This window comes from Richelia sinica FACHB-800 (assembly GCF_014698825.1).
Lineage (GTDB): Bacteria > Cyanobacteriota > Cyanobacteriia > Cyanobacteriales > Nostocaceae > FACHB-800.
The window spans coordinates 1-25690 of sequence record NZ_JACJTT010000011.1; the positions used below are offsets into that span (position 1 = coordinate 1).

The window sequence follows — 25690 nt, forward strand, 5'->3', positions numbered from 1 at the left end:
AATGAATTTATAATCACTATCAAATAGATATACTTTAATGTTTCGCCCAAAATCTAACATATTTTGGGCTGTTTTTATCGCATTTTTCTTAACATTCAACACTTCTGGGTTGAGAACAACTATTAATCAAATTCGGGCTGGTCAATTTTCCTTAATTGATTTAGATAATTTATTAGCAGAATTAGAAAATATGGGTAGAAGTCAAAGATTATATTTCTACCTTCTTCTGAACTTCTGAACTTCTGTTCGCGCAGCGTGCCGTAGGCATACTCCTAGCCCTCACAGATAAATTTTTTAGCAAACCCTAGATAGAGAAACATTTATCACTCGCATAAAATTGCTCAAAGAACATTTAGTAACAGCACGGAAAACTGTACAAATTTTGCGCGATAATAAAAAACTGTTTGTTACTTCTCAATAACTACTGGTAAATAATTTAGCTATACCGATATAAAACTTACTCGTTCCCCTAGTGAACTAGTTTTGCTCCTCCCTCAATCATTGCAGATGGTTATGTAGGGTAGGTAAAAATCATAAACATCAAAAAAGTGTAATCATAAAGCTTTATCAACAAAAATTTTCACACCGAGTTAAATGAGTACCAAACCAAAGATAATTGTCCTGGATGATGACCCCACTGGTTCACAAACAGTCCACAGCTGCTTATTGCTGATGAAATGGGATGTGGAAACCTTGCGTTTGGGGTTAAGAGATGATGCACCCATTTTCTTTATTTTGACCAATACGCGATCGCTTACCCCAGAATCAGCCGCGTCTGTCACCAAGGAAGTGTGTGAAAATCTCAAACTGGCCTTAGCCGCAGAACAAATCCACGACTTTCTCGTAGTCAGTCGTTCCGATTCTACCCTACGCGGACATTACCCCATTGAAACTGATGTTATCGCCCAAGAACTAGGCCCCTTTGACGCTCATTTTCTCGTCCCCGCCTTTTTTGAAGGTGGACGCTTCACCCGTGACAGCATACACTACCTCATCATTGATGGTGTACCCACCCCAGTCCATGAAACCGAATTTGCCCATGATTCAGTCTTCAGCTATCACCACAGCTATTTACCCAAGTATGTAGAAGAAAAAACCCAAGGACGCATTAGGGAAGATGCAATCACCAGATTTTTACTTGCAGATATCCGTCAAGGTAGTTTAGAACGCCTCCTCCAACTACAAGGTAATCAATGCGCTGTTGTCGATGGAGAAAAGCAAGCTGACCTCAACCAATTTGCTCAAGATATCCTCACCGCAGCCGGTCAAGGTAAACGCTTTCTATTCCGTTCTGCTGCCAGCATCTTAACAGCTTTAGCCGCCTTACCACCCCAACCCATCGCGGCTGAAAACATGGCGGAGTATGTTAGATATGACCAGCCAGGTGCAGTTATAGTTGGTTCCCATGTCAAAAAAACCACCCAACAGTTAGAAGCATTACTCAAACTTGATGGCACGGTGGGCATAGAAGTCAATGTTTCTAGGTTGCTAGAAGATAGCAATGCTTCTAGCCAATTACTGACAGAAATTCTGGACAAAATCCAAATGGTACATAACGGTGGACAAACACCTGTGGTGTATACAAGCCGTCAGGAATTAACTTTCCCAGATGTGAAAACTCGCCTAGATTTTGGCGCTCAAGTTTCTAGTTTATTAATGGATATTGTCCGGGGTTTACCCAGTGATATCGGCTTTTTAATCAGCAAAGGTGGCATTACTTCCAACGATGTTTTGAGCACAGGTTTAGCTTTAACATCTGCCAGATTACTAGGGCAAATTTTAGCTGGTTGTTCTATGGTAATTACCCCATCTGACCATCCTCTATTTCCTAACTTGCCTGTGGTGCTGTTTCCTGGCAATGTGGGTAATGCTGAAGCCCTGGGAACAATTTATCAACGCTTAACAAGAAAATAGCTGATATCCATCACATCAAGTTAAAACCGACTCATCAGCAATCTTGAGGGTGATGATCCGTTGACATAATCTGATTAATCTTGTATTGGTAATTGCTCAGTGTGTTGGTGTCTTTTGGCTAGTATGGCATGAATTCAGATGCTAATAACCCTGATTGGGAATCCAATTCTGCACTTCCTAATGCAGAATCAACTGTTAACTCAGTGGATGTGGAGGTCAATGATTATACAGAAAACAATTTAGACACTTTTGATGATCAAGATTCAGAACGGATTATTTCCAGCGACGAGCTAAATTCAGTTCTTGTCTATTTAAAGGGTGAATCCCCAAAGACAGAAGTGAAAACAGAGGCTGTAATAGAGAAAGTTGAGTCTGATGCTCCATCGACAGAGGTGGTAACTGACGGTACAACTGAGGTTGTCAATGCTGACAATCCTGTATCGGAAGTGTCATCGGCAACTGTAACCCAGAAAACAGAGACTATTGCCAACTCTGATGGTTTACTGACCAATGAATCAGAATTACCACCAGAGAAAATTAATCATCATGCTCAAGTACAGTTCAAAACAGAGGAGGAGCGAATATTATTAATTTTGCCGCCGGAATCTGCTGCATCTAGCTCTCAATATAGTTGGTCAGAGATTTGGAACCAAATCAAGCAGCGTCTGAATGGGGGCGATCGCTTGCGAAGACCAAACTGTGCAGTCCATCTTGTGGCTCAAGACCGCTTGTTAGATACCAGACAACTGCAAGAACTGGCGGAAACCCTCAAAGAATATCAACTAGAATTAGCATCCATCGCCACCAGTAGGCGACAAACAGCCGTCACTGCTGTCTCTTCTGGTTATTCGGTCGAACAAATACAACCCAACAAGTCTTTCAAACAAAATCTCAAAAATCCTGTTCAACCCCTAGCAGATGCCCTTTATCTAGAAATGACCATTCGTTCAGGTGTGGAAATTCGTCACCCTGGCACAGTCGTTATCTTAGGAGATGTTAATCCCGGTGGTATCGTAGTTGCAGATGGAGATATTTTAGTTTGGGGTCGTCTGCGCGGAGTTGCCCATGCTGGTGCTCTAGGCAATCGTGACTGTCTGATTATGGCGTTGCAAATGGAACCAACCCAACTGCGAATTGCAGATGCAGTAGCTAGAGCACCAGAAAATTCACCGACGCAGTTTTTTCCAGAAGTGGCGCATATCGGTACTCAAGGAATTCGCATTGTCAGAGCTATGGATTTTTCTCGAAATTCCATTAAGTAGGATGAATCACTAACTCTGAATATCTAGTATTATTTCCTGAACCCTCATCGTTCGCCTAGCATCTCAAAGAGAGCACATCGCTATCATGACTCGCATTATTGTGATTACCTCCGGTAAAGGAGGGGTGGGTAAAACCACGGTGTCAGCAAATCTAGGTATGGCTTTAGCCAAAATCGGACGGCAAGTAGCCTTGGTGGATGCCGATTTTGGACTAAGAAATTTGGATTTGCTACTAGGATTAGAAAATCGCATTGTCTACACTGCGGTAGAAGTCCTGGCTAGGGAATGTCGTTTAGAACAAGCACTAGTTAAAGATAAACGACAACCCAACCTTGTCCTGTTACCAGCTGCTCAAAATCGCACCAAAGACGCGGTGACTCCCGACCAAATGAAACTCTTGGTCAATGCCCTAGCACAAAAATATCAATATGTAATTATTGATAGTCCCGCGGGGATTGAAATGGGATTTAAAAATGCGATCGCCCCAGCTAAAGAAGCCTTGATTGTCACAACTCCCGAAATTTCCGCCGTCCGTGATGCTGACCGGGTAGTTGGATTACTGGAAGCCCAAGGTATTAAACGCACCCACTTAATTGTTAATCGCATCAGACCAGCAATGGTACGGGCAAATGATATGATGTCTGTTCAAGACGTTCAGGAACTGCTCGCCATTCCCCTGATCGGTGTCGTCCCTGATGATGAACGTGTAATTGTTTCTACCAATAAGGGTGAACCATTAGTATTAGCTGAAAACCCCTCTTTAGCATCTATAGCCTTTGAAAACATTGCGCGGAGAATTGAAGGGGAAAGTGTAGAATTTCTAGAACTTGATTCGCCTAATGACAATATCTTCTCGCGTTTGAGAAAATTGTTATGGACAAAGATTGTGTAAATACTGTTCCAGTCTCCGTCTGAAACCTAGCTGCAATGATTCTTGAACTTATAGATAAACTTTTTTCTCGTCAGCCTGACTCTAGCCGCAATCAAGTTAAACGCCGTCTGCAATTAGTGATTGCCCATGACCGTGCTGATTTAGATCCACCAACTTTAGAAAAAATGCGGCAAGAAATCTTAGAAATTGTTTGTCGCTATGTAGAAGTTGAAACCGAAGGTTTGGAATTTTCCCTCGAAAGCAATCAACGGACAACAGCTTTGATTGCTAATTTACCTATTCGTCGGGTTAAAGAAATCATACCTGAGTTAGAAAGTAGCGATACGTCACAGTAATTTTTCCTTTGATTGATCACCATAGCCCATGCTTTTGAGGCTCAGGTCTGAAAAGTATGTGGCGTATATGATAGTGGTGATTTTTCCTGAAGGTCAAACTGACTGGAATGATGTTATTCATGCCTATGAATTAATTTATAGGTATATATCCGGTTTTCAGAACGAGAGTGATTTTGTTAGAAAGTATTGGTATAGTTAAAAACATTAAAAATTTTATTTAACTTAAATATTCAAACTGACAATAAAATCATCTTGGTAATCAAAAAATATGCAGGCCAATGTCATTGTCACATCCCCTTGGCAACAACTAAAGAAAGGAGAAATTGACTGCGAACAAGCACTAAGTTTGTTACTAGATGAAACCGGACAACTGAATTTGAGTTTCTTGGATACAGAAGTTAGTTCGCGGTTTTTTAGATTATTTCCCACTCCCCAAGAGTTACCCCCAGTCATTCCTCTGTTACTTTGGCGTAACTGCTATTATCTTGGTAGTCCTGTGGCTTTGGTAGAGACAGACATCAAAAAATTAAGCGATCGCACCCTTACAGATATCAAAATTATACCCATCGGTGAAAAAAGTTACAAAGCCTGGTTCCTTACCCAAAATATTGACCTCAACAAAATCAACGGCACTTTTCTGATTAACCCCCTCACCAACGAATCAGAACCAGAAAACATCTCCGAAATCACAGAACTATATTTATCCAAAGCCTCAGACCAAATTCAGCGGGTCAAAACCATCATCGGTGGCGCATTACGTAACCGTGCTAGTGATATCCATCTCGAACCCACACTAGAAGGTTTAAGAGTCCGCTATCGTATCGATGGTGTCCTGCGAAATATTACCACTCTCCCCCTGGAAATTAGCCGCAGAGTAGTTGTAGCCCTCAAAGTCATGTCAGACATAGACATTGCCGAAAGTCGCTGTCCTCAAGACGGACGCATCGGTGAAAAATATGCTGCGGGAGAGTCCTCAGAACTGGGCTTAGATATGCGCGTTAGCACCCTTCCCTGTGTGGGAGGTGAAAAAGTCGTAATTCGCTTATTACCCCAGCGCAACCCCTTCACAGACATGAATAAACTGGGTTTTGCTAGTTCAGCCTTAGAAACCTACAAAGGCTGGATCAGCCAACCCCAAGGCATGATTATTCTCACCGGACCCACAGGCTCAGGCAAAACCAGCACCCTCTACACCAGTTTGCAAGCAGTAGCCACAGAGTCAGTGAACGTCGTCACCGTAGAAGACCCAGTGGAATATGTGTTATCAGGAATTACCCAAACTCAAGTAAATGAAGCCGCAGGTATGACCTTTGCTGCTGGTTTGCGGGCAATTCTCCGCCAAGACCCTGATGTGATTATGGTGGGGGAAATTAGAGACAGTGAAACCGCAGAAACAGCAGTGCGAGCCGCATTAACTGGACATTTGGTATTTACTACCTTACACACCAATGACGCAGTAGGCACAATTCCCCGACTCAAAGATATTGGCCCAGACCCAGGTTTAATTAGTGATGCCCTTGTAGGTATTGTTGCTCAACGCCTAGTGCGGCGAGTTTGTCCCCATTGTGCGGAAACTTACATACCAACCCAAGCAGAATTGCGTAAATTGGGACTAGAACCCACACCAGCAAATACTCAAAATTGGCGACGGGGACGTGGCTGTGCCAAGTGCTTTAATTCTGGTTATTTAGGCAGGGAAGCAATTGTTGAGTTATTAGATGTAGATGATCAAGTGCGCGAGCTTATTTATGATGGGACAATGGCTCAACTACATCGTTATTTACAAACTACAAATTTCACTTCCTTCGGAGTAGCAGCTGCTCAAAAAGTGACTACAGGAGTAACAACTTTAGATGAAGTATTGAGGGTGTTACCTCATAGTGCATTACTGCGTAAACATTTAGCTTGACCTTAATCAGCCTCACATTTGACCTGTTCGCGGAGTGTTGAGGATGAAAATGATTTTGCATACATCCAAAACCCTTTTCGTATGAACTATCAAACACTATGTTTTGCCAAATATTATACCTATGAGGCAAGACAGGATAGACGATGGTTACATCGCACCATTGAATTGTTACAACAATATCCTGAACGAGGAAAATATGAAGATAACGTAGTAGGAGAATTATTTATTGAGGAAACAATCGCAGTAGCTCAAAAATTAATTAAATTACTAGAAATAGACCCTCCCCCTACTCAAGATATCAGCCAATTATATAATCATCTCAAATTTTATAAAGGGGTACGCAATAATGATTGGGATTACATATGTGAATATGTAGAGAAGTGGCACTGGACAACCAATTTATGGAATAGATTTGCTGGAAGTATTGAATTAAGTTTATGGAATCATGTTACATGTAAACTTTGTGCGATCGCGCAACCAATAGTTGGGGAAGGAAAATTAATTCGTTATAGTTCCAGTATTGACTGTTATGGTCATGTGGTAGTGCGGATAGAACCAAATTTAGAACATCAACATCTGCATTTATCTTGGCAAATTCACGAAAATATCGTTCCATCTTATTATATCCCAGCGTGTTTTGAAAGTATACTTGATGAATTAGTTCAATATTTTCATCAGACTAACATTGCTATCGAATTCACCAAGATTATATTCTATGATGGCAGTCATCATCAGATAAATTCTAAAGAAATTGATTACAGAATAGCAGCAAAAATAGCCTGGCGTAATGCCATAAAAAAAGCAGAATTAATTAGTTTGTAATTTGCAAGGTATTTATCGTCATTGCGACCACAGGGATGCAATCTCATACCCATATTTTTCGTAGTCTATGCCTAAGTCCTGTTATTGTTTGATTATCTCGCTAGTTTTTAAGTTGATTTTAATTGATGATAATTTTTTATCTCGGTTGGCTTCTAAAGGAAGAATAACCCATTCATCAACTCGTTCAGGTGTACCAAACAAACAGGGACAAATAAATTTTGTTTCCACAAAGGGAGTAATACCAATTTTTAATTTTAGTTCTCCGCGATATGTATCGCATTCTGTCGCGCTATCTGGGGGAAAGCAGGTGTAGTTATATAAATATGCTGTTGTGGGATATTCTTGGTATTTTAATGTCTCGATAGTAGGAGCATCAAAGTCAGCCGACATGATTACGAGAAAGGCGACAAATAAAAATACTAAACTTGATACTAATAGGTAGATAATAATCAAAATTCGCGTTTTGATAATTGGTAATGACTGTGGTTTTTTAAAAATTAAAAACCCGCAAATAAACATCAATAGCCATATCACTACAGATATTACAAATTGGGCAGTGGTTAAATTGGGAATAATTGGTAATAGCAATATTCCAATAGCAATGAATGGCGTAATTAAAAATAATATTATTTGCCAATTGCGATAATACAAGATAGCTCCTTGATGGAAATCAATGTGATAATTATCTACTCATTGTATATGGAGAAATATAATTCAAGGTGCGTTGCCCTACGCAGCAACACACCCTACTTTAAGTTTCTTAATATAGATTCAAATATTAGCACCTATTTACTTGTCTCAATAAAATATCGGCTGGCAAAGACTGTAGAAACTTTATATGTAAAGTCTGTACAAGGGTGATGGACAACGCATATTTAATGTCATCAGATATCTGGGGAATAATTTTGATTTTATTCTTATACTACATGTGTAGTATAATATAATTAACCAGTCTTGCTGAAAAGTATGCGAACCATTGTAGTTGGTGATATTCACGGTTGTTATGAAGAACTGCGGCAATTAATAGCTAAAGCAGAAATTAGAGAAGATGATTGTTTAATCTCCTTGGGAGATATAGTTGACCGTGGGGTTGATTCGGTGAAGGTGTATGATTTTCTCAAAAATCGTCCCAACACCATTGTGATCATGGGAAATCATGAACGTAAGCACTTACGTCAGACTCTTTCTTATTCTCAGGAAATTGTCAAATTACAATTTGGTGAACGCTATCAGGAATTTCTAGAATGGGTGAGGTATTTACCCTACTATTACGAAACTGAAGCAGCGATTTTTGTTCATGCTGCGGTGGAAAATGGCATACCAATTGCAGAACAAAGGGAAGAAGTTTTGTGTGGTTGTACTGCGGGGGAAAAGCATTTTGAAAAACTCTATGGTAATACTTATTGGAGCCAGAGGTATACTGGTGAGAAACCAGTAATTTTTGGTCATCGTGTTGTTGGTGATGAGCCAAAGATTATCCCTGGTAAGGTATATGGAATTGATACGGGGGCTTGTCACGGAGGTAGATTAACTGGGCTAATTTTACCTAATTTTGAATTTGTGCAGGTACAAGCGCCTAAAGATTATTGGCAGGAAGAAATAGTGAAATGGCAATTACCTGTGATGAAGGCTAAACCTTGGGGTAGTTATAAATGGGAAAAAATTCAGGGAATTTGTCAGGAATTTAGAAATTCTTCTAATTCAGAATTATCAGCTTTTATTCGAGAAAAAGAACAGTGGATGAATGATTTACTGGCTTTATCTACCCAAATAATTTTGAAAGTAGAGGAAAAATTGACAGAGTTGATTTCTCTGTATGGTGCTGATGATTTTAAAAAACCAGCTTGCGGGTTGAGTTATGCACAACTTTTATATAAAGCCAATGCTAGCTATTTGACTGGTGAATTTCTCCAGCAAGCTTTACCAACACCAGATAAATGGTTACAAGTTATAAATGACTTGGAAAGTACATTACCCAGATAAATCTAAATAGAATAGACATAATTTACTGAGCAATGGCAAGAATATCAAATTTAACTAAATAAACAATAGTGCGAAGTAACTCAGGTTGAGGGATATTAGGGTTGAGATTGTAGATTGTTTCGATGGAGGCTGAACCTAGTTGTGCGATCGCACCTAAAATAGTATCAATGATATTGTTGGGTATCCTCCGGTCTGCACCAAAGTTAGCCATCCAATTGCTGCGAATGTGTTGTAAATTCTCTGGTGTACTCATGGAACCAAGTTTTAACACTAGGCTGGGAGTAGCGATCGCACTAGAATAATGGGCAAACTGTCTAAAGGGGTCATCACACCAAGGTACTCTCGGCTTACCAGGGGTTGTTGGCACAGACATTGATTCCACAGCCCTAATTGCCGCTAATTCTTGCCACAACTGCTCATAGGCAGCCATAATTACCCGCCAATCAAAGGTTTGCCAAGCATGTTTTCTGCCGTTTTCTCCTAACTGCTTCCGCAATTCAGGATGATTAATTAAAGTTATGAGGGCCTTACTTGCGGCTTCAATATCGACAGAAATAGCAAGGGAAGAATGGGCAATATAGGTACTGTAATTGAGACTTTCCGTTAAATAGCCATAAGCCAAATCTAATCCCGATTCTGGTGGAGGTATGAGGGTAGGAATTCTAAAACCATCTACTTCATGACGCACGGTTTCCTTATAACCATCCCAGTCAGAAACAATGACTGGTAAACCAGAGGCCATGGCTTCGAGAGGAGTTAATCCAAAGGTTTCTTGCACATTGTCTACTAGGGAAATAAAAATATCCGCCGCAGACCAAATACCGTGACGAATTTCTGGTTTACGTCCATCGACAAAAATACAATTAACTGAAGGGCAAAAGGTTTGTGTACTTTGTTGGAAATTAACTGTTTCTCTGTCGTCTTCAAACCAACCAGCTAAGACAAAATGGATTTTTTTCTGTGTTGCTTGTGCTGCCTTTTCTAAGGCCATGTACATGGGTATGGGATGGGCTTTGGCGTAAAAGCACAGTCTCCCCACAAACAAAACCACAATGTCATCTTGGGGAATACCCAAAGATAAACGCATAGAGGTGCGAATATTGGCAGTATAATCGCCGTGATTAAATGCTTGACAATCAATGCCTAGAGGAATGATTGGTAATTGTAAATTGATGCTTGGTTGACCACCGATACGTTGAGTTAGGTATTCTGTCCAAGTATCAAATAGATGATCTACAGCCTTTTTCACTGCCATGGAAGTACATACTAAAGCATCCCAAGGTTGGAGAGGGGCTAGGATGAGATTAGCAATATTTTCTAAAACCCCCATACTGGCTATAGTATGAGTAACTCCACAGATACTGTATAACCGTTGGTCGTCAAAACGTCTAGCCCAAGCTGGGTTAGCAAGGCGGGGATCGGGATGATAAAGTGTACCTGCTTGAGCTAAACCTTGATGATTGTTAAAAGGAATCCAACTAACTTGTCGAGAACCATTAATCCAAGGTTGAATGCGTTGGCAGAATTCACCAAATTCATCGCGACTGGTTGTATAACAATAGATAGATTCTGCTGTTCCGTATTGAACTAGAGCTTTGAGAAAGCCTTCACCGGCAGATTGACGGCCTAAAAGTCTTTTCCCAGAAGTATCATAACCATCTTTTTTATATAAAATTGCGGCAGTATTTTTCATATATTAATTGGCAATTATATCGAGCCAATATTACAATACGTGATTAATTTAAAATTAAGCGATCGCACTTATTGATCATATCCGCGATCGCTTCAGGTTCTCAAGCGCACTTCTGACATAAACGAGAAAGACGTTCTGAGTAACTTTTCATTACCTTTAAAGCAAAGGTCGGTGTTTCCTGCACAGCAAATAGAAAGCCCGCTTCGTCGATATAAGCTAATTCACAGTTCGTTTGAGCAATAGCCGTATAGGTTCTCTTTTTTACACCTACCAGCACACCGGTGCCAAATACTTCATCAGCCGTGATGGTTTCTAGCACCTGACCATTAACCACCACAGCCACCTCTCCCTTCAACACCCCATACATCAAATCTCCTGACTGCCCTTCCTCAAAAATAACTTGGCCAGCCGAGAAAACCAGAGGTTGGGGTTGTTTTTGAAAGATACTGAGAGTAACAACTGGACTTAACATGTCTATACCCCCACAATTATTTATTTTTTTGTGAATTTTTCAGTTAACTAATAATATAACTGGTGGAAATCCACTAATCATCCAGTATTTTTGATGATTTTGCTGACTGAATTGCTTACCAGGTATCTACAAAATTTCCTTCCACCCAACCTAGATAAAATTTAAAGGGCAGGCAAGATGCCTACCCCACAAGAATTTATGAAATAGACCTCTTGCAAAAATCCTTCTTAGCGTTCTTTTCTTTGCGCCTTGGCATGAAACAAAAAAATATTTAGGCAAGATATCTAATCAAGGTATTGCTACACCGGATGGAAATAAAAGGCGAAACCTAAAACTGTGTAAGCCGCTAAAAGTAAGGTGCCTTCCAACCAATTCGACTTACCATCAGAACTAATAGTATTCGCAATTAACACCGCTACAGTGACAGCCACCAATTCAAAGGGGTTAAAATCCAAATCCATCGGTTGACCAAATATCCATCCAGCTATTACTAATACAGGGGCAACAAATAAAGCGATTTGCATACTTGAACCCACCGCAACAGATAGGGAAAGATCCATTTTGTCTTTCATAGCTACTGTCACAGCTGTAGCGTGTTCAGCTGCGTTACCCACAATAGGTACTAAAATCACCCCAGTAAACAGTGCGGTTAAACCTAGCTTTGATGTAGCCACTTCCAAGGAATCTACTAGCAATTCTGACTCCAGTGCTACTAATAAGGTACATACTAGCAGTACACAACTCCATAACAACACATTGGGTTTTTCATGGGGTTCTTCCTCTGCTTCTTCAATATCTGCCACACCAACATCGTATAAATAAGCGTGGGTTTTCATGGAAAATAGCAAAGTGAGGGCATAAACCAGAATTAAGACGACGGCAACAGCGAGAGATAGGTTTTGTAGAGTTTGTTCGTTAATACCTTTAGAGGTGTAATTCATCGCTGTTGGTAACAAAATAGCGATGACGGCTAAATTCATGGAAGCAGCATTAACCCGGGCCACAATTGGTTGAAAAGTCTGTTCTTTGTAACGGAGTCCACCTAATAGCATGGACAGCCCCATCACTAAAAGTAAGTTACCAATGATGGAACCTGTGATACTGGCTTTGACCACATCAACTAGTCCAGCTTTGAGGGCCACAAGGGCAATGATTAATTCTGTCGCATTGCCAAAGGTGGCATTTAATAACCCTCCTAAGGTTGGGCCGACCACCACAGCGATTTCTTCTGTTGCTGCACCCATCCAAGCTGCTAGGGGCAATATTGCCAGTCCAGCGGTGATGAAGACTATTAATTCTCCCCACTCTAGAAAATGAGCCGCTAAAGAGATGGGTATAAATAGCAAGAGAATTAGGAAAATAATGTTTTTAGTTGACATTTGGTAACTTGGCTGTAAATTATGTGCAGGTTATCCGATGATGGATAGACAATTTTGGATTAACTCCACAGCTAAATCCGGGGGGTTTTACCATTAAAGTATGTTGGTGAAAGTTATTCAAAAAAGTATCAGTTACTGATATAACACCACAAATAGACTCAACTTTTCCGCTGTTGGTGAGGATTTATTCCATGGTCGGCAGTTCATTTGTAAAATAAGATTGAGATTTAGTTACTTTTTGTCATGTTTTGTTGTAAAACTCTAGGCAAAAAGCGGTAATTTTACACCTGGCATAAGTTTTAATATATTAAAAGACTATTAAATTTCTTACTCTCAGGCTAAGTGTTGCCAAGGATAATAACTTTGTTGGGTTGGGAATGTAACTGTGTAACAACGCAGATTTATTCTAAGCTATAATTATGGCTATGATGATTAGGGTTTACGTCAGAATAAATTATTAGTTTGGGTAGAGGGTAAGGAAAATATCAAATTCATGACTATATCCCAACCTGGAAAATGCAGCACCTCAACCCCATACCCCACATCCCTAAATAGATTTTTACCCATAATCTTGTGGCGGAAGTGTTGAAAATTTAGTTTTATTGCATAGCAGTTGTTTATACCTGACGTAGTGAAGCAAACATTGTAGAAAGGTATACATAGCAATATTTTTGTGAAAATCATAGTTTCTCGGAAACCAAATACATGACCTCAGCAGCTGAACGTCCAGTTAGTTCTGGATCAACACCTCAATTTCACGAAGATTATCAATACAGCAGTGATCCCAACCCCCTGAAACAGGCTCAAGGTGTTTATGTCACTGTCCATGGGCATTTTTATCAACCACCAAGGGAAAATCCTTATTTAGATGCCATTGAACGTCAACCAAGTGCTGCACCTTTCCATGACTGGAATGAACGCATACATTGGGAATGCTATCGTCCTAATGCTTTTGCCAGGGTCTTAAATGACAAAGGTGAAGTAGTGGGGATCGTCAATAATTATGAGTACATGAGTTTTAACATTGGCCCCACGCTGATGTCTTGGTTGGAACGCCATGATGTGGAGGTGTATCAGCGTATTCTGGAGGCTGATGTCAAAAGCGCCAAGCGGTTAAATGGTCATGGGAATGCGATCGCCCAAGTGTATAATCACATCATTATGCCTTTGGCTAACGACAGAGATAAATATACCCAAATTCGCTGGGGAAAAGCTGACTTTCGTTCCCGGTTTGGTCGTGATCCCGAAGGTATGTGGTTGGCAGAAACCGCTGTAGATTACGCCACCCTAGAAGCTTTAATCAAAGAAGGGATTCGGTTTATTATCCTCGCACCATCCCAGGCCCAACGTTGCCGGCCTTTTCCCACTGCTGAAAATCCCCACCCAGAGTGGCATGAAGTGGGAGGTAGTCAAATTGATCCCACCCGTTCCTATCGTTGTTATTTAAAGCCCAATCTCAGCCGTAGCAATTCTCCTCTGAGTACAGCGAAAATTAATATTGCAGAATACCAACCAGACTGCCCCTATATTGATATTTTCTTCTACGATGGCCCGATTTCTAGGGATATGGGTTTTAGTGATGTTATTTATAGTTCCCATCATTTAGCCGGGCGTATCGGTGCGGCTGTCCGTGGGGATCATCGTCCCGCACAATTAATTTCTGTAGCCACCGATGGAGAAACCTTTGGACACCATAAAAAGGGAACAGAGAAAACTTTAGCCTATGCTTTCATTGGTGAATTTTCCCATCATGGTTGGACTGTAACCAACTTTGCCCATTACTTAAGTTTAAATCCACCCACATGGGAAGTAGAACTAAAGCCAGTTACTGCTTGGAGTTGTGCCCACGGTGTAGATAGATGGCAAGATGATTGTGGTTGTGGTGGTGAAGGTGGTGTTTGGCATCAAAAATGGCGGAAACCGTTGCGAAATGCTTTAAATTGGCTGCGGGATCAGTTGATTGAAGTGTATGAAGAATATGGTAGACAGTTATTTCGTGATCCCTGGTTAGCAAGGGATGAATATATTCAAGTCATCCGCGATCGCTCCCCTGCCAATGTTAGCCGTTTTCTCTCCCGTCATCAAACCCGCAAACTCAATGCCGCAGAACAGGTAGACGCTTTGCGCTTGTTGGAAATGCAGCGTCACTCGTTGTTGATGTACACCAGTTGTGGTTGGTTTTTTGAAGAACTGTCCCGGCCAGAGGGAACGCAGATTTTACGTTATGCGGCCCGCGCTTTAGAATTAGCCGGAGATGTGGCAGGTGTACAGTTGGAAAAAGGTTTCCTCAAACGCTTGGGTTTAGCCCCCAGTAATGTGGAACAGTTTAAACATGGTGCTGAAGTATATCGCCAACTAGTATTAACTGCACAAATTAGCTTTAAACAAGTCGCTGCTCACTACGGCATCACCTCCTTATTCAATCACCACAAACCATCACCCGCAGATACAGTTACTGCCGCTGCTGAAGATATGTCCTCGGTAACTTTGAAGCGGGAAGGTAATCATCAAGAACGTCAAAAGCGAGTTTATTGCTACACAGTCAATGAGTTAGATTACCACCGTCAACGGCTGGGTTCTTTGACATTGGTAGTAGGACATTTAAAGCTAGTGTCAGATATTACTTGGGAAAGTGAGCATTTAGTCTTTGCTGTCCTGCATTTAGGCGGTTGGGATTTCCATTGCTGTATTCAACCATTTACCGGACGACGTGAATATACTCACCTGAAAGAGAAGCTATTGACAGCCATGCAGCAAGCCAGTGCTGCCCACGTAATTTTAGTCATGACCCAGAGTTTTGGGGGTGAAGCCTTTAGTTTACAAAATCTGTTTGCAGAGGAACGCCATCGCATCATGCGACTCTTGAACCAGGAAACCCTCACCCGCTTAGACCAACTTTATACCCAGACATACCGAGAAAATTACGGTGTCATCATAGCTTTTCATCGGGATGAGTTAGCAGTTCCCCAGGAATTGCAAGTAGCGGCGGAAATTGCTTTGGGTTATCGGTGTATGATGTCTTTACGATCGCTCGAACAAGATATAGCCGAACCCCAATCTAGTTTTAATCATATTGTGGAACTAGAAGCGATCGCCACAGAAAGTAAACATTTACGCTGTCATCTCAACATTCCTGAAGGTAAGCAAATATTAGAACAGTTAATAGTGCGTTTACTCTGGCAGCTTTTGTATGATGCTAGTACCAACATCACTCTGGATTTGGAAAGGCTGGAAAGACTAATTGATGTTGGCTATCACTTAAATTTGGATATTTCCTTACATAAAGCCCAGGAACTATTCTTTCACTGTTTACACAGCCAAATTCTGCCCCGCATTCCTAGCTTAGATAACGAAGTAGACAGTATTCAATGTCGTCAGTTACTCAAATTAGGACAAAAGTTAAAAGTTGATGTGACTCCAGCCTTAAGTCAACTAGAGTAGGTGACAGGTGACAGGTGACAGGTGACAGGTGACAGGTGACAGGTGACAGAGGAAGAAGACAGAAGTTACAGAGTTGCAGGAGTTACAGAATAATTAATGCCATTGCTGTTTAATTCTTGAATTTTTAAACTCTTGTTCGCGCAGCGTGGCGCAGCCATACTTCTGTTCGCGCAGCGTGCCGTAGGCATACTCCTGTTTAGTGTTAGTTAATGTCCTAACCTCTCTGTCTATTGCTATACCAAATCGAAAATCTTGGCAACAGATCATTACCCCACCCGCGCTGTCGCGCATCCTCCCCGCTTGCTCTGAGGGTTGGGGAGGGGTTTACTCAATGTGTTGGTTGCTTTTGCAGAAAAGGGCTAATGGGTAACATCAAGAGGAAAAAAGCAATTCAGAAGTTCATTTTCATTCCCCATAGCTCAAAAATGGAATAAGAACTATTTCCACAACAGCTACTATGAACTTTCGTGAAGAGTTTAAACTGCTGCTTCGGGCGCGTTATCCTTTGATTTATATTCCCACCAGTGAAGAAGAGCGGGTAGAAACTGCCATTCGGGAAGAAGCCAACAACCAAGGTAATCGTCCTGTGTACACTTGGGATTTTGTAGACGGTTATCAAGGCAATCCCAATGATGTAGGCTTTGGAAAGCGGAACCCACTGCAAGCCTTAGAATTTGTGGAAAAGTTGCCAGCTTCGGCATCGGCAGTATTTATACTTCGAGATTATCATCGATTTTTAGAAGATGTAGCGATCGCTCGCAAACTACGTAACTTGGCCCGACTCCTCAAGTCCCAACCCAAAAATATAGTCATCCTCTCACCCCGCATCAACATTCCCGATGACTTAACGGAAGTGTTGACGGTCGTGGAATTTCCCTTACCCAGTGGTGCAGAAATTCGGGTCGAAGTAGAACGTTTATTACAAGCAACTGGAAATTCTCCCTCCGGCAAGTTTTTAGATGATTTGGTTTTATCCTGTCAAGGGCTATCAATGGAAAGGATACGCCGAGTTTTAGCCAGGGCCATAGCTTCCCACGGAGAATTGCAACCAGAGGACGTAGATTTAGTTTTGGAGGAAAAACGCCAAACCATCCGCCAAACCCAAATCCTGGACTTTTACCCCGCCACAGAGCAAATATCTGACATCGGAGGGTTAGATAACCTTAAGGATTGGCTGATTCGCCGTGGTGGTTCCTTTACAGAAAAAGCCAGACAATATGGTTTACCCCATCCCCGTGGTTTATTATTGGTGGGAATTCAAGGTACAGGAAAATCATTAACAGCCAAAGCGATCGCCCATCATTGGCATTTACCTTTGTTACGCTTAGACGTAGGGCGGTTATTTGGTGGGTTAGTAGGGGAATCAGAATCCCGGACTCGACAAATGATTCAAGTAGCGGAAGCCCTAGCACCTTGTGTCCTGTGGATTGATGAAATTGATAAAGCTTTTTCTGGCTTAGGTAGTAAAGGTGATGCAGGAACCACTAGCCGTGTATTTGGCACATTTATCACCTGGTTAGCAGAAAAAACTTCTCCCGTCTTTGTCGTGGCTACAGCCAACGATATCCAAGCCTTACCACCAGAAATGTTGCGAAAAGGTCGCTTTGATGAAATCTTCTTTGTGGGTTTACCCAATCAAGAAGAAAGAAAAGCCATTTTTAATGTTCATTTAACACGCTTACGTCCCCACAACATCAAAAGCTATGACATTAATCGATTAGCTTATGAAACACCGGATTTTTCTGGTGCAGAAATTGAACAAACTTTAATTGAAGCCATGCACATTGGGTTTAGTCAAAACCGTGACTTTACCACCGATGATATTTTAGAAGCAGCCAGTCAAATTATTCCTTTAGCAAGAACGGCAGTTGAACAAATTCAAAAACTGCAAGAATGGGCTGCTGCGGGACGTGCCAGGTTAGCATCTAAACAAAGTTCTTTAAGTGATGCTTTTGGCAAGTTACGCTAATTTTTAAAAGTAGGTTGGGTTAAGCGACAGCGCAACCCAACACAAATATTGATGTTTACCAAATTATTAATAGATTTCAAGACTTACGTAAGATATCTCTAAAATGCTCTTTTCTATCCCTAAGGCACGCTGCGTGAACGTGGTTTATTTTTTCGTTAATTGGTATAATACCTAAACTTTGATACATTAGAAACAGAATGATAGACCTTTTGCATAAATATTTTTTGTTTCGCGCAAAGTCGCAAAGCCGCAAAGAAGAACCCAAGAATTTGGACTTTTGCAAGAGGTCTAATCCTAAGCCTTTTTTGCCCATTTTGCTAGGACAGCATCAAAAGGCCTACTAAGATTTAATCTATTTAAAAAATACATCTTTTCATCTTTTGGAAATCCTGAAAAACCATAGATATATGCAGTTTTTTGCCAAGAATCCATTGTTTGGTAGCTCTCTTTATATTCTCTAAGCCAATCAAAAGCTAAATTTTGTTTTGCAGATAATAGTATTTCCCTTCTAGCGAATGGTTCACTAGAAGTATATTGCCTAGCCAAATTTGAAAAATGATTTATATGTTGATTTTTAGTAAACAGGCTTAAAATGGATAATCGAAAATATTCATTACCTTGTACTTCGTTAGACTCTAACAAATATAGTAATTTCTCTCCAATTTGTACCCACTGTTCCTGTTCTACAGATTGAACTGAAGCTAGGTAAGTACATATATTAGCAAAACACGGAGTTAAGTTTGCAATGTTATCAAGTGAAATATCAATAGCACCAGGATGACCTATCTGCGTTAAGCGTCTATAGAACCATCGAAGACGAATATAGTCTATTTCACTTTCTTCTATGTATTCTCTAATAATGCTGCTGATTGTATCCCCAGATATTTTCCTCCAATCTTCTTCAGAGATGGCGTTATAATAAACTATGGCATAGGGATTTCCATGTGAATATTTTTTTATAATTTTTAAAACTTGATCCTCTTCATCACTAATTGGTCTATCTTCAACCATACTTCTGCATAAGTTACCAAATTGATCGGTATCATAAAACTTAGTTTTATGCCTTTGAAGCATTAGCCTTTGCTGCTTATCAAGGGTTGAAGCTATAGATGCTAATGCCCGTCTTGCAGAACTAGGAGAATTACAGAAAATTACTATATCATCTGCAAATCGCATAAAATTTATTCCACTTGCGAATAGGCTATTATCAATTGGAATCATTGTACTTTCAGCTATTAAATGGATAGCATGAGGGCCTATCGGCACACCTCTAGATACTCCTACAGTGGTTGACTCTAATAGAGAAATTATCCATTTGATAGTTTGATTGGGAAATCCCGATGCAATTAACTGATTTTCAATAGTATGGTGATAGATTTGGTTATAAAAATCAGCGATATCACAATATAAAATAGTATTAAATTTTTTGCTTTCCTGATAAGCTGATTGCCAAAAGTCATTCCATGCAGTTTGGCTTGCATACAGCCCTAAGTTAGCATCTGGTTGAAATCTATAGCTAAAAACTCTTGTTTTTGGCAATCTCCTATTTTCAATCCCCTGTCCATATTGATAAATTAATGCTGTAAGAATAATTGAATCTTGAGGATCTAATTGTGTCGCCTGGCGATATGCTATTTCATCTTTGGGAACGATAAAGCGACGACAAGACCCTGGCGGAAATAATGATAAATCTTTACCTTCAACAAGCTTTACAAATTCATCTGCTATTGCATTAATGGCCTCAAACTCTAAAATTTTTGGAAATAAATCTCCATCAGCATGATTTTGTACAAACTTAATTGCCCAATGAACTGAATCGCTGGTTAAAGACATAATATGATTATTTTTATTGTATAAGTTGGTTTATATCTACAAGAAAGGTATAAAAATCGTAATTGGCTAACAACACTACCTGGGAAAAAGTTTATATTTTTTTAACTCATCAAAAGGAGTAATATGATGGATCAGGCAAAGCGAGAACGATTAGAAAATAAAGACTGGAAAATTGGCACAGTTGAAGATTTTTTGGAGTTAACACCAGAAGAAAGTGCCTTTGTGGAAATTAAACTGGCTCTTAGTAACAACTTGAAAGAACGTCGCCAAAAATTAATGACTCAAAGTGAACTTGCAGCTAGAATTAGCTCCAGCCAACCTCGAATTGCTAAAGCTGAAAATGGCGATGCTTCAGTTTCAATTGAATTGTTGATTCGGGCAATATTAGCTACTGGTGCAACTCCTCAAGATATTGGCCAGGTTATTGCTGGTGTGAAGTAAAAGAAATCATGGCAATCTGTAGAGTTGCGTTTCTGTAGTCAAAATACAGATCGCTATATTCAAACTTTGATGAGAAAATCAGAGAAGCGATCGCTTCTAGTTCTGCGTTTTGGACGACTGATAAAGGAGCATCGCTCTATCCCTCATCTCAGTTCTGAACAGGTTCTTCAACTGATTGCATAGGAAGATAGAGTTTAATCGGATTTTCCTTAAATTGCCGAAAACCATACTTTATATAGAAATTTACCACCTGCTCGTCTAAAGCTTCTGCTATTACAGCTAAAGAAGCAACCTGTCTAGAGGCATCGAACACCCTTTCTATAGCATCCACTAACAAAATTTCACCAATTCCCTACCCTTAACCGCGCAGTCGTTCGCGGAGCGTGGCTTTAGCCATAGTGTCACCTGCTATATATAATTTGTTTGGGCACTCAAAAAGGTGGAAATTGGGGATTGGAAATTCACAAAAACTCCTCTCCCCTCCTACTAATATCGAAATATGAGCGAAATCAGGAATGAGGGTATAGACAACTCACTGACAGCTATTGGTTGTAGTCTTAGTAACTTGAGCAGAGTTAGCCTTGGTTAAATCACCAGTGAAGACTATTGTGTATTTAAAAGGTGACGAACCTGTGCAGATCATCGAACTGGTATCAACACGACGGGGACTAAAAAAAGAATCTGCCTGAACCGTTAAAGTCGTACCATTCCAAGATAAACCTTTCACTGCTAGGCTGTTAGTCTTACCATCACTGGTTTTTCTAGCAGAAAGATAAGTGGCATACTGTATATTGCCATTGGTGGGATCAATTCTGGCAATAATTGCTACTTTTGGGCCTCCACCAGTACCATAGCCAGGTAACCACCGTCCAGATGTAAAGCGGGTAAAGTTTGGGCCAATTTGTGTACCTGTAGAAGAAAAAATACCATATAAAACACCAGTGGAAGCGGTACTGCCATTCCAAATTAACCCGTAACCTGTACCATCATCACCAGTGTTTTCATAATCGCTACGACACCATTTTCTTACACCGCTGTCAAAGCGAATAATCCGAGGGTCTTTGTTACTTGATGATACTTGTTGGTAACCAATGTAGATGGAGGTAGTACCGAATGTGACTCTCGGTCCATTTTTAGCTCTAATAGTTGCTTCTGTATCATTGCAAGTGAATGTGACTCCATTACCAACAGAAGAGACAGGAGTAGTTTGAGCAGCAGCAGGTAAAGTGATGGGGGTGAGTGCTAAATTAGCTCCTAAAAATGCAGATAAGGATGGAAAGGTCAGAAGCTTTGTAAGTGGATATGTTTTCATAATTCAATCGACTGTACTTTCCCGTAATTTAATTTCATAGGCTACATTTTTTAAGCAATTTCACAGAGGAATGCTCTGGAACTTATTGCAGCAAATGCAAATAATATTTACACATGAGATAGGTTAAGTTTTATTGCCGTGTAGCCAATAGAATTATCCAGCAACCATGTTATTTCAGCTACAGTGTAATTACAGACTTAGCCATTTTTATTAAGGAATTGCGATCGCCTGCTTTCAACCCTACAGTATACTGAACTCCTTTCTGTCTCCAAGTTAGAGTGGCATCTGAACAATTAGCACCACACTGAAAATCAACAAAATAAGCTGTGATACCTTTGCCTAGAGATATTGGTTTTCCTGGTAAAGCTGCTGTTTTGGGTGTAATAATTTCGCCTGTAATCATACCTAAACGACAAGCTGTTCCCCCAGTGCAATCAGGTGTAAATCCCAGTAGAATTTCATACTTGTTTTGACTGATATTTTCCAGAATGGCATACACAGCATTGTTTTCGTCTGCTGCGGGAATATACTGAGGTAATAAAACTCTGATTTTACTTTTCTTTTTTAATTCAGGTAAAATTTTCCGAAAAACTCGATTTACCTGGGACGATTGATGTTGATGACGTTTGACAATAACTAATGATTGTTGTGTAGTATTAGCTATAGCAGTGGAGTGATAACTGTTAATATTAGCAACTATACAGAAAGCTGATAGTAGGTAAAAGATTTTGCTACTTCTATAATTTAATTTTTCCAGCATGATTAATTATTGAATTGATAAGTAACCAACAAATTGAGTAAACCCCTCCCCAACCCTCAGAGCAAGCGGGGAGGGTGCGCGCTAGCTCAGGTGGGGTAATCATCTGTTGCCAAAATTTTTCGATTTGGTATTAGGACATTGCCAACAAATAAAACTTAGATACTAAAAGCCTTTTAGCACTGTCATCCTTTCCAGGTTTACCAGTCGCTTATGGGGGCAAACCCCATGACTGCGCTGGTTTACCTGTCACCTGTCACCTGTCACCTGTCACCTGCTATACAAGTCACTCATTATTTTTCTGAACTTTCTTGAGAAAACTTTTTCAACACAGTCTTACTTTGTTCACCATTAGCGGTAGTTGCTGTTAGTAAATAATCCACTGTATTTTGAATGAAGGGCACAGTAAACTGGAATTTACCATTGGCATCTAACTGGACATTTTGACCATCAATAGATACTTTTGCTCCTGGTTGTGTAGCACCATGAATGATGATTTCTGTATCTGTGATCAGCCATAAATCGTTGCTAGGACGACGGAAAACACGAATAGTGCCAGAACGGGCGATTGGCAACCAGGTGTTATTCGGTGTAACATAACCTAATTCGGTGATGTAATCGCGATCGCCTACAGGAATAGCCACATAGCGATCGTGTGTTCCCTCTTCACATTCATACTGTTGTACGAGTTTGGGGCTTTGGTAGCTTAAATCTAGACCAGTTACGTCATACAAGCGCACGACCAAGCTGATAGATGGTTGTTTTTCCGGTTCGGCAACATACCAAGAAACGTAAGCCCAATTAGGAGTGCGGGGTGTAAAGACAATGCTGCTATCACCACTGACAGGTAATAACTCAATTACTTGTGTCGCTTCAGTTGGAATGTCTTCAACTTCAGGACTATTTACTTCAGCAGAAACAACTGCATCTGGGATGATAGGCACTTCTGACTCAGTTTCTGGGATGAGAGAAATGGCCGCTAATGCTGGTGATATTTCTTCTAGGACTGTTTGCGGCAATTCATTGCTATTTGCCTCTAAATCCTCTTTTGACTCAAGTTGTGGAGAAGATATTTCTAGAGGAGGAGTAGATATTGGGTTAATTTCTTCTTCTTCTTCTTCTTCTGTGACGACTGGCAGTGTTTCCGGGAGGATCAGGTCTTCAGCTGTAACTGCAATTGGTTCTGGTGGGGGTGTTTCCTCAGATGGGGATTTAGTTGCTGCTTCAACTACCGAAACGGTGTCAAGGATGTTGACTTCTGCTTGGTCGGTAACTGGTTCTGGGATATTTACATTATCTTTTTGCTGGTTTTTATTAGCTTGCAACCCAATTAATTCGGAAAGGGAAGGGGGAAGTTCTTCTGTGGTTTCTTCCGGTTGCAAGCCTAGCAATTGAGATAAAGATGTTGTAGGTTCTTCGTTGTTTTCTTCAGCCGGTAAACCTAACAATTGAGATAAAGATGTTGTAGGTTCTTCGGTATCTTCTGTGGATTCTTCTGTGATTTCTTCCTCTGGTAAGTTCAATAATTCCGATAAAGAATTTGGAGATTCTGCGGCTGTTTCTTCATCTGATAAATTCAATAATTCTGATAAAGAAGTGGCGGATTTATCCTTATCTTCAGTGTCGATCCCTTCTGTAGATACACCCAAAAATTCTGCCAAAGCATTTAAATCTTGATGATTATTAGCTGATTGTGGTGGTGTATTGGGCGATTCAGCTAAGGTGTTAGGAGCAGTTTCTTTGGATGGTTTGGGAATATTGGGAATTTGGGGAAAGGGACTTTTGACAACAGCTACAGGTGCTTCTATATCCCAGACCATTTCATTAGTATCAGCCGATGGATCATGACCATTGGTTTCCACCTCAGAATCAGTTTCTTGGGGAATGAGGACAGCAACATTGCCTCCCTGACTTAAATGAGATGTGCCATTAGTTCTATTGCCGTTGTTCACAGCAGAAATGATTGTGTCAGCATCACTACCAGGTGGATTTGTTTCTAAGTTGGGCTGATTGATATTTGCTTGTATTTCAGTATCAATTTGTTCTAATTTTGCTTTCTTTCTCCCGAATAACCACCAAGGTAAAAATCCACCCACACCAGCAATTAAAAATAAAGGAAATACTGCTAATACAGATGGGTTTTCATTCAGCCAAGAATTATTTCGCAAAGAGGTAATAAATTGTGATGCGTTAGTGAAATTATTATTCTTGGCAGGAGTTTGGGTGGCAGAAGTGACGCTAGCGGTAGTGGGTGTGGTAAAACTTTGCAGTAAACTAATAGCGATCGCTGAAGCCTCTGCACTCTTAGCTGCTGCAATGCTTTTTTCCCCTGGTTCAGCTAAGGTAAAGCCAATAAAAGCCATGATTCCCGGACTGGGATTTTTTCTGTAAACGTAAACCAGTGGTTGGGAAAAGGGATATTGAGAATTATTTGGTAAGAAGTTATTAACTGCTAGGACTCTAACTTCCTGTAGCTTGGATACTTGATGGGCTAATACATAGCTAATGCCATCTTCGCCTAATTGTTTGATAATTTGGCTAGTGTTATCTTCTGGCAATTGAATAGCATTGGCACCAGCAGTAAATTCCTTGTCTTGAAAAACAGGATAGTCCCGTAAGGCATTACGTGTATCACTGGTAGCTGGACGGTCAAGGAAGCGAATTTTGCCAGATGTGCGTCCCAATTCTGACCAGTCAGTAATTTCACCTCGGAATATTTTTGCGAATTGTTCAGCGGTTAAGCTGTCTTTGAAGGGATTATTAGTACCAACAATGATGGCTATTTTCTCTCGTTTGATGCGGATTTGCTCTAAACCTTGGGCTTTTTCTTCTGCTGTGAGTGGACGAGCGATCGCTGCAATATCAATTTTGCCATCTAATACAGCTTTGAGGGCATCTGCGGTGTTGTTGACACCAACATCCACTTTCGCTTTGGAAAATTCTTTTTCAAAGTTCTCCTTGAGACTTTGGTTAATTGCTGCCCAGCTAGCAGAACCTTCTAACTTAACTATGGTGCCATTTTCTACACTAGCGGGTAGGGGAAAATTAGCAGCTTCTTTCGATTGAGCCAGTGTCGGTTCCACTACCAGAAGATTAGCAGTAATTGGACTGGTAGCTAGAGCTAACCATAAAGCTAGACTAGCGATCGCACTCTCTTTTTTCTCTTGTTGCCACATATGCCCCTTAGTTTATGTCAAAGAAAACAAACGCAAATCATTACTCAAGATGTTATTGCCATTCAAAAACCGGCTAATTATCTAACCTGTGTTTTGTGAT

At 40.5% G+C, this 25690-nt stretch carries 20 protein-coding genes; 11 read left to right on the forward strand and 9 right to left on the reverse strand.

The annotated features are described in order from the left end of the window. The first annotated feature begins 37 nt into the window (after positions 1-37). The 7 genes from H6G73_RS24970 to H6G73_RS10465 all read left to right on the forward strand — a co-directional run bounded on the left by H6G73_RS24970 (position 38) and on the right by H6G73_RS10465 (position 7134). Positions 38-238, forward strand: a complete 201-nt coding sequence (locus tag H6G73_RS24970; RefSeq protein WP_190604055.1) for a DUF29 family protein — start codon at positions 38-40, stop codon at positions 236-238. A gap of 356 nt (positions 239-594) precedes the next feature. Beyond that, a complete protein-coding gene (locus tag H6G73_RS10440) occupies positions 595-1914 on the forward strand; it encodes a four-carbon acid sugar kinase family protein (protein ID WP_190604057.1) in 1320 nt (439 codons plus the stop codon). 128 nt (positions 1915-2042) lie between these two features. Continuing rightward, positions 2043-3176 carry a septum site-determining protein MinC gene (gene minC / locus H6G73_RS10445; protein ID WP_190604059.1) on the forward strand — a complete coding sequence of 378 codons (1134 nt, stop codon included), beginning with the start codon at positions 2043-2045 and terminating at the stop codon, positions 3174-3176. Between the two features lie 85 nt (positions 3177-3261). Continuing rightward, positions 3262-4068 carry a septum site-determining protein MinD gene (gene minD, locus H6G73_RS10450; protein ID WP_190604061.1) on the forward strand — a complete coding sequence of 269 codons (807 nt, stop codon included), beginning with the start codon at positions 3262-3264 and terminating at the stop codon, positions 4066-4068. Positions 4069-4103: 35 nt separating this feature from the next. Continuing rightward, positions 4104-4403 carry a cell division topological specificity factor MinE gene (gene minE, locus H6G73_RS10455; protein WP_190604064.1) on the forward strand — a complete coding sequence of 100 codons (300 nt, stop codon included), beginning with the start codon at positions 4104-4106 and terminating at the stop codon, positions 4401-4403. A gap of 268 nt (positions 4404-4671) precedes the next feature. Then, a complete protein-coding gene (locus tag H6G73_RS10460) occupies positions 4672-6312 on the forward strand; it encodes a GspE/PulE family protein (protein WP_190604065.1) in 1641 nt (546 codons plus the stop codon). Between the two features lie 81 nt (positions 6313-6393). Further along, on the forward strand, positions 6394-7134 hold the full coding sequence (locus tag H6G73_RS10465; RefSeq protein ID WP_190604067.1) for a hypothetical protein: 741 nt from the start codon (positions 6394-6396) through the stop codon (positions 7132-7134). Positions 7135-7215: 81 nt separating this feature from the next. Here H6G73_RS10465 and H6G73_RS10470 read toward each other — a convergent pair whose 3' ends face one another. Then, entirely contained in the window at positions 7216-7785 is a 570-nt protein-coding gene (locus tag H6G73_RS10470; RefSeq protein ID WP_190604069.1) for a hypothetical protein, read from the reverse strand. A 315-nt stretch (positions 7786-8100) separates the two neighbouring features. Here H6G73_RS10470 and H6G73_RS10475 point away from each other — a divergent pair, with 315 nt between their 5' ends. Further along, complete coding sequence (locus tag H6G73_RS10475; RefSeq protein ID WP_190604071.1) at positions 8101-9117, forward strand: metallophosphoesterase; 1017 nt, start codon at positions 8101-8103, stop codon at positions 9115-9117. Positions 9118-9139: 22 nt separating this feature from the next. Here the strand turns inward: H6G73_RS10475 and H6G73_RS10480 are convergent, their stop codons facing one another. From H6G73_RS10480 to cax, 3 genes are all read right to left on the reverse strand, one after another. Beyond that, a complete protein-coding gene (locus tag H6G73_RS10480; RefSeq protein ID WP_190604074.1) occupies positions 9140-10810 on the reverse strand; it encodes a glycosyltransferase family 4 protein in 1671 nt (556 codons plus the stop codon). A gap of 100 nt (positions 10811-10910) precedes the next feature. Next, a complete protein-coding gene (locus H6G73_RS10485) occupies positions 10911-11282 on the reverse strand; it encodes a Crp/Fnr family transcriptional regulator (RefSeq protein ID WP_190604076.1) in 372 nt (123 codons plus the stop codon). Between the two features lie 299 nt (positions 11283-11581). Beyond that, positions 11582-12661, reverse strand: coding sequence for a calcium/proton exchanger (cax, locus tag H6G73_RS10490; RefSeq protein ID WP_190604078.1), 1080 nt, complete (start codon positions 12659-12661; stop codon positions 11582-11584). 705 nt (positions 12662-13366) lie between these two features. Between cax and H6G73_RS10495 the strand changes: the two genes are divergently transcribed. Further along, positions 13367-16102 (forward strand): DUF3536 domain-containing protein, encoded by a 2736-nt coding sequence (locus H6G73_RS10495; protein WP_190604080.1) that lies wholly within the window; start codon positions 13367-13369, stop codon positions 16100-16102. A gap of 65 nt (positions 16103-16167) precedes the next feature. On the opposite strand, the gene H6G73_RS24780 is transcribed toward H6G73_RS10495, so the two are convergent. Next, a complete protein-coding gene (locus tag H6G73_RS24780) occupies positions 16168-16290 on the reverse strand; it encodes a hypothetical protein (protein WP_277925184.1) in 123 nt (40 codons plus the stop codon). Positions 16291-16559: 269 nt separating this feature from the next. On the opposite strand from H6G73_RS24780, the gene H6G73_RS10500 reads away from it, so the two are divergent. After that, the gene (locus H6G73_RS10500; RefSeq protein ID WP_190604082.1) at positions 16560-18071 is read left to right on the forward strand and encodes an AAA family ATPase; all 1512 of its coding nucleotides are present in this window, start codon (positions 16560-16562) and stop codon (positions 18069-18071) included. 294 nt (positions 18072-18365) lie between these two features. Here H6G73_RS10500 and H6G73_RS10505 read toward each other — a convergent pair whose 3' ends face one another. Further along, positions 18366-19904 carry an RNA-directed DNA polymerase gene (locus H6G73_RS10505; RefSeq protein WP_190604084.1) on the reverse strand — a complete coding sequence of 513 codons (1539 nt, stop codon included), beginning with the start codon at positions 19902-19904 and terminating at the stop codon, positions 18366-18368. A 126-nt stretch (positions 19905-20030) separates the two neighbouring features. Here H6G73_RS10505 and H6G73_RS10510 point away from each other — a divergent pair, with 126 nt between their 5' ends. Then, the gene (locus H6G73_RS10510; protein WP_190604253.1) at positions 20031-20345 is read left to right on the forward strand and encodes a helix-turn-helix transcriptional regulator; all 315 of its coding nucleotides are present in this window, start codon (positions 20031-20033) and stop codon (positions 20343-20345) included. Between the two features lie 532 nt (positions 20346-20877). Here the strand turns inward: H6G73_RS10510 and H6G73_RS10515 are convergent. The 3 genes from H6G73_RS10515 to H6G73_RS10525 all read right to left on the reverse strand — a co-directional run bounded on the left by H6G73_RS10515 (position 20878) and on the right by H6G73_RS10525 (position 25590). Then, positions 20878-21657, reverse strand: a complete 780-nt coding sequence (locus H6G73_RS10515) for a hypothetical protein (protein ID WP_190604086.1) — start codon at positions 21655-21657, stop codon at positions 20878-20880. Between the two features lie 178 nt (positions 21658-21835). Then, positions 21836-22417, reverse strand: coding sequence for a hypothetical protein (locus H6G73_RS10520; RefSeq protein WP_190604088.1), 582 nt, complete (start codon positions 22415-22417; stop codon positions 21836-21838). 290 nt (positions 22418-22707) lie between these two features. Beyond that, positions 22708-25590, reverse strand: coding sequence for a substrate-binding domain-containing protein (locus tag H6G73_RS10525; protein ID WP_190604090.1), 2883 nt, complete (start codon positions 25588-25590; stop codon positions 22708-22710). Between the last annotated feature and the right edge of the window lie 100 nt (positions 25591-25690).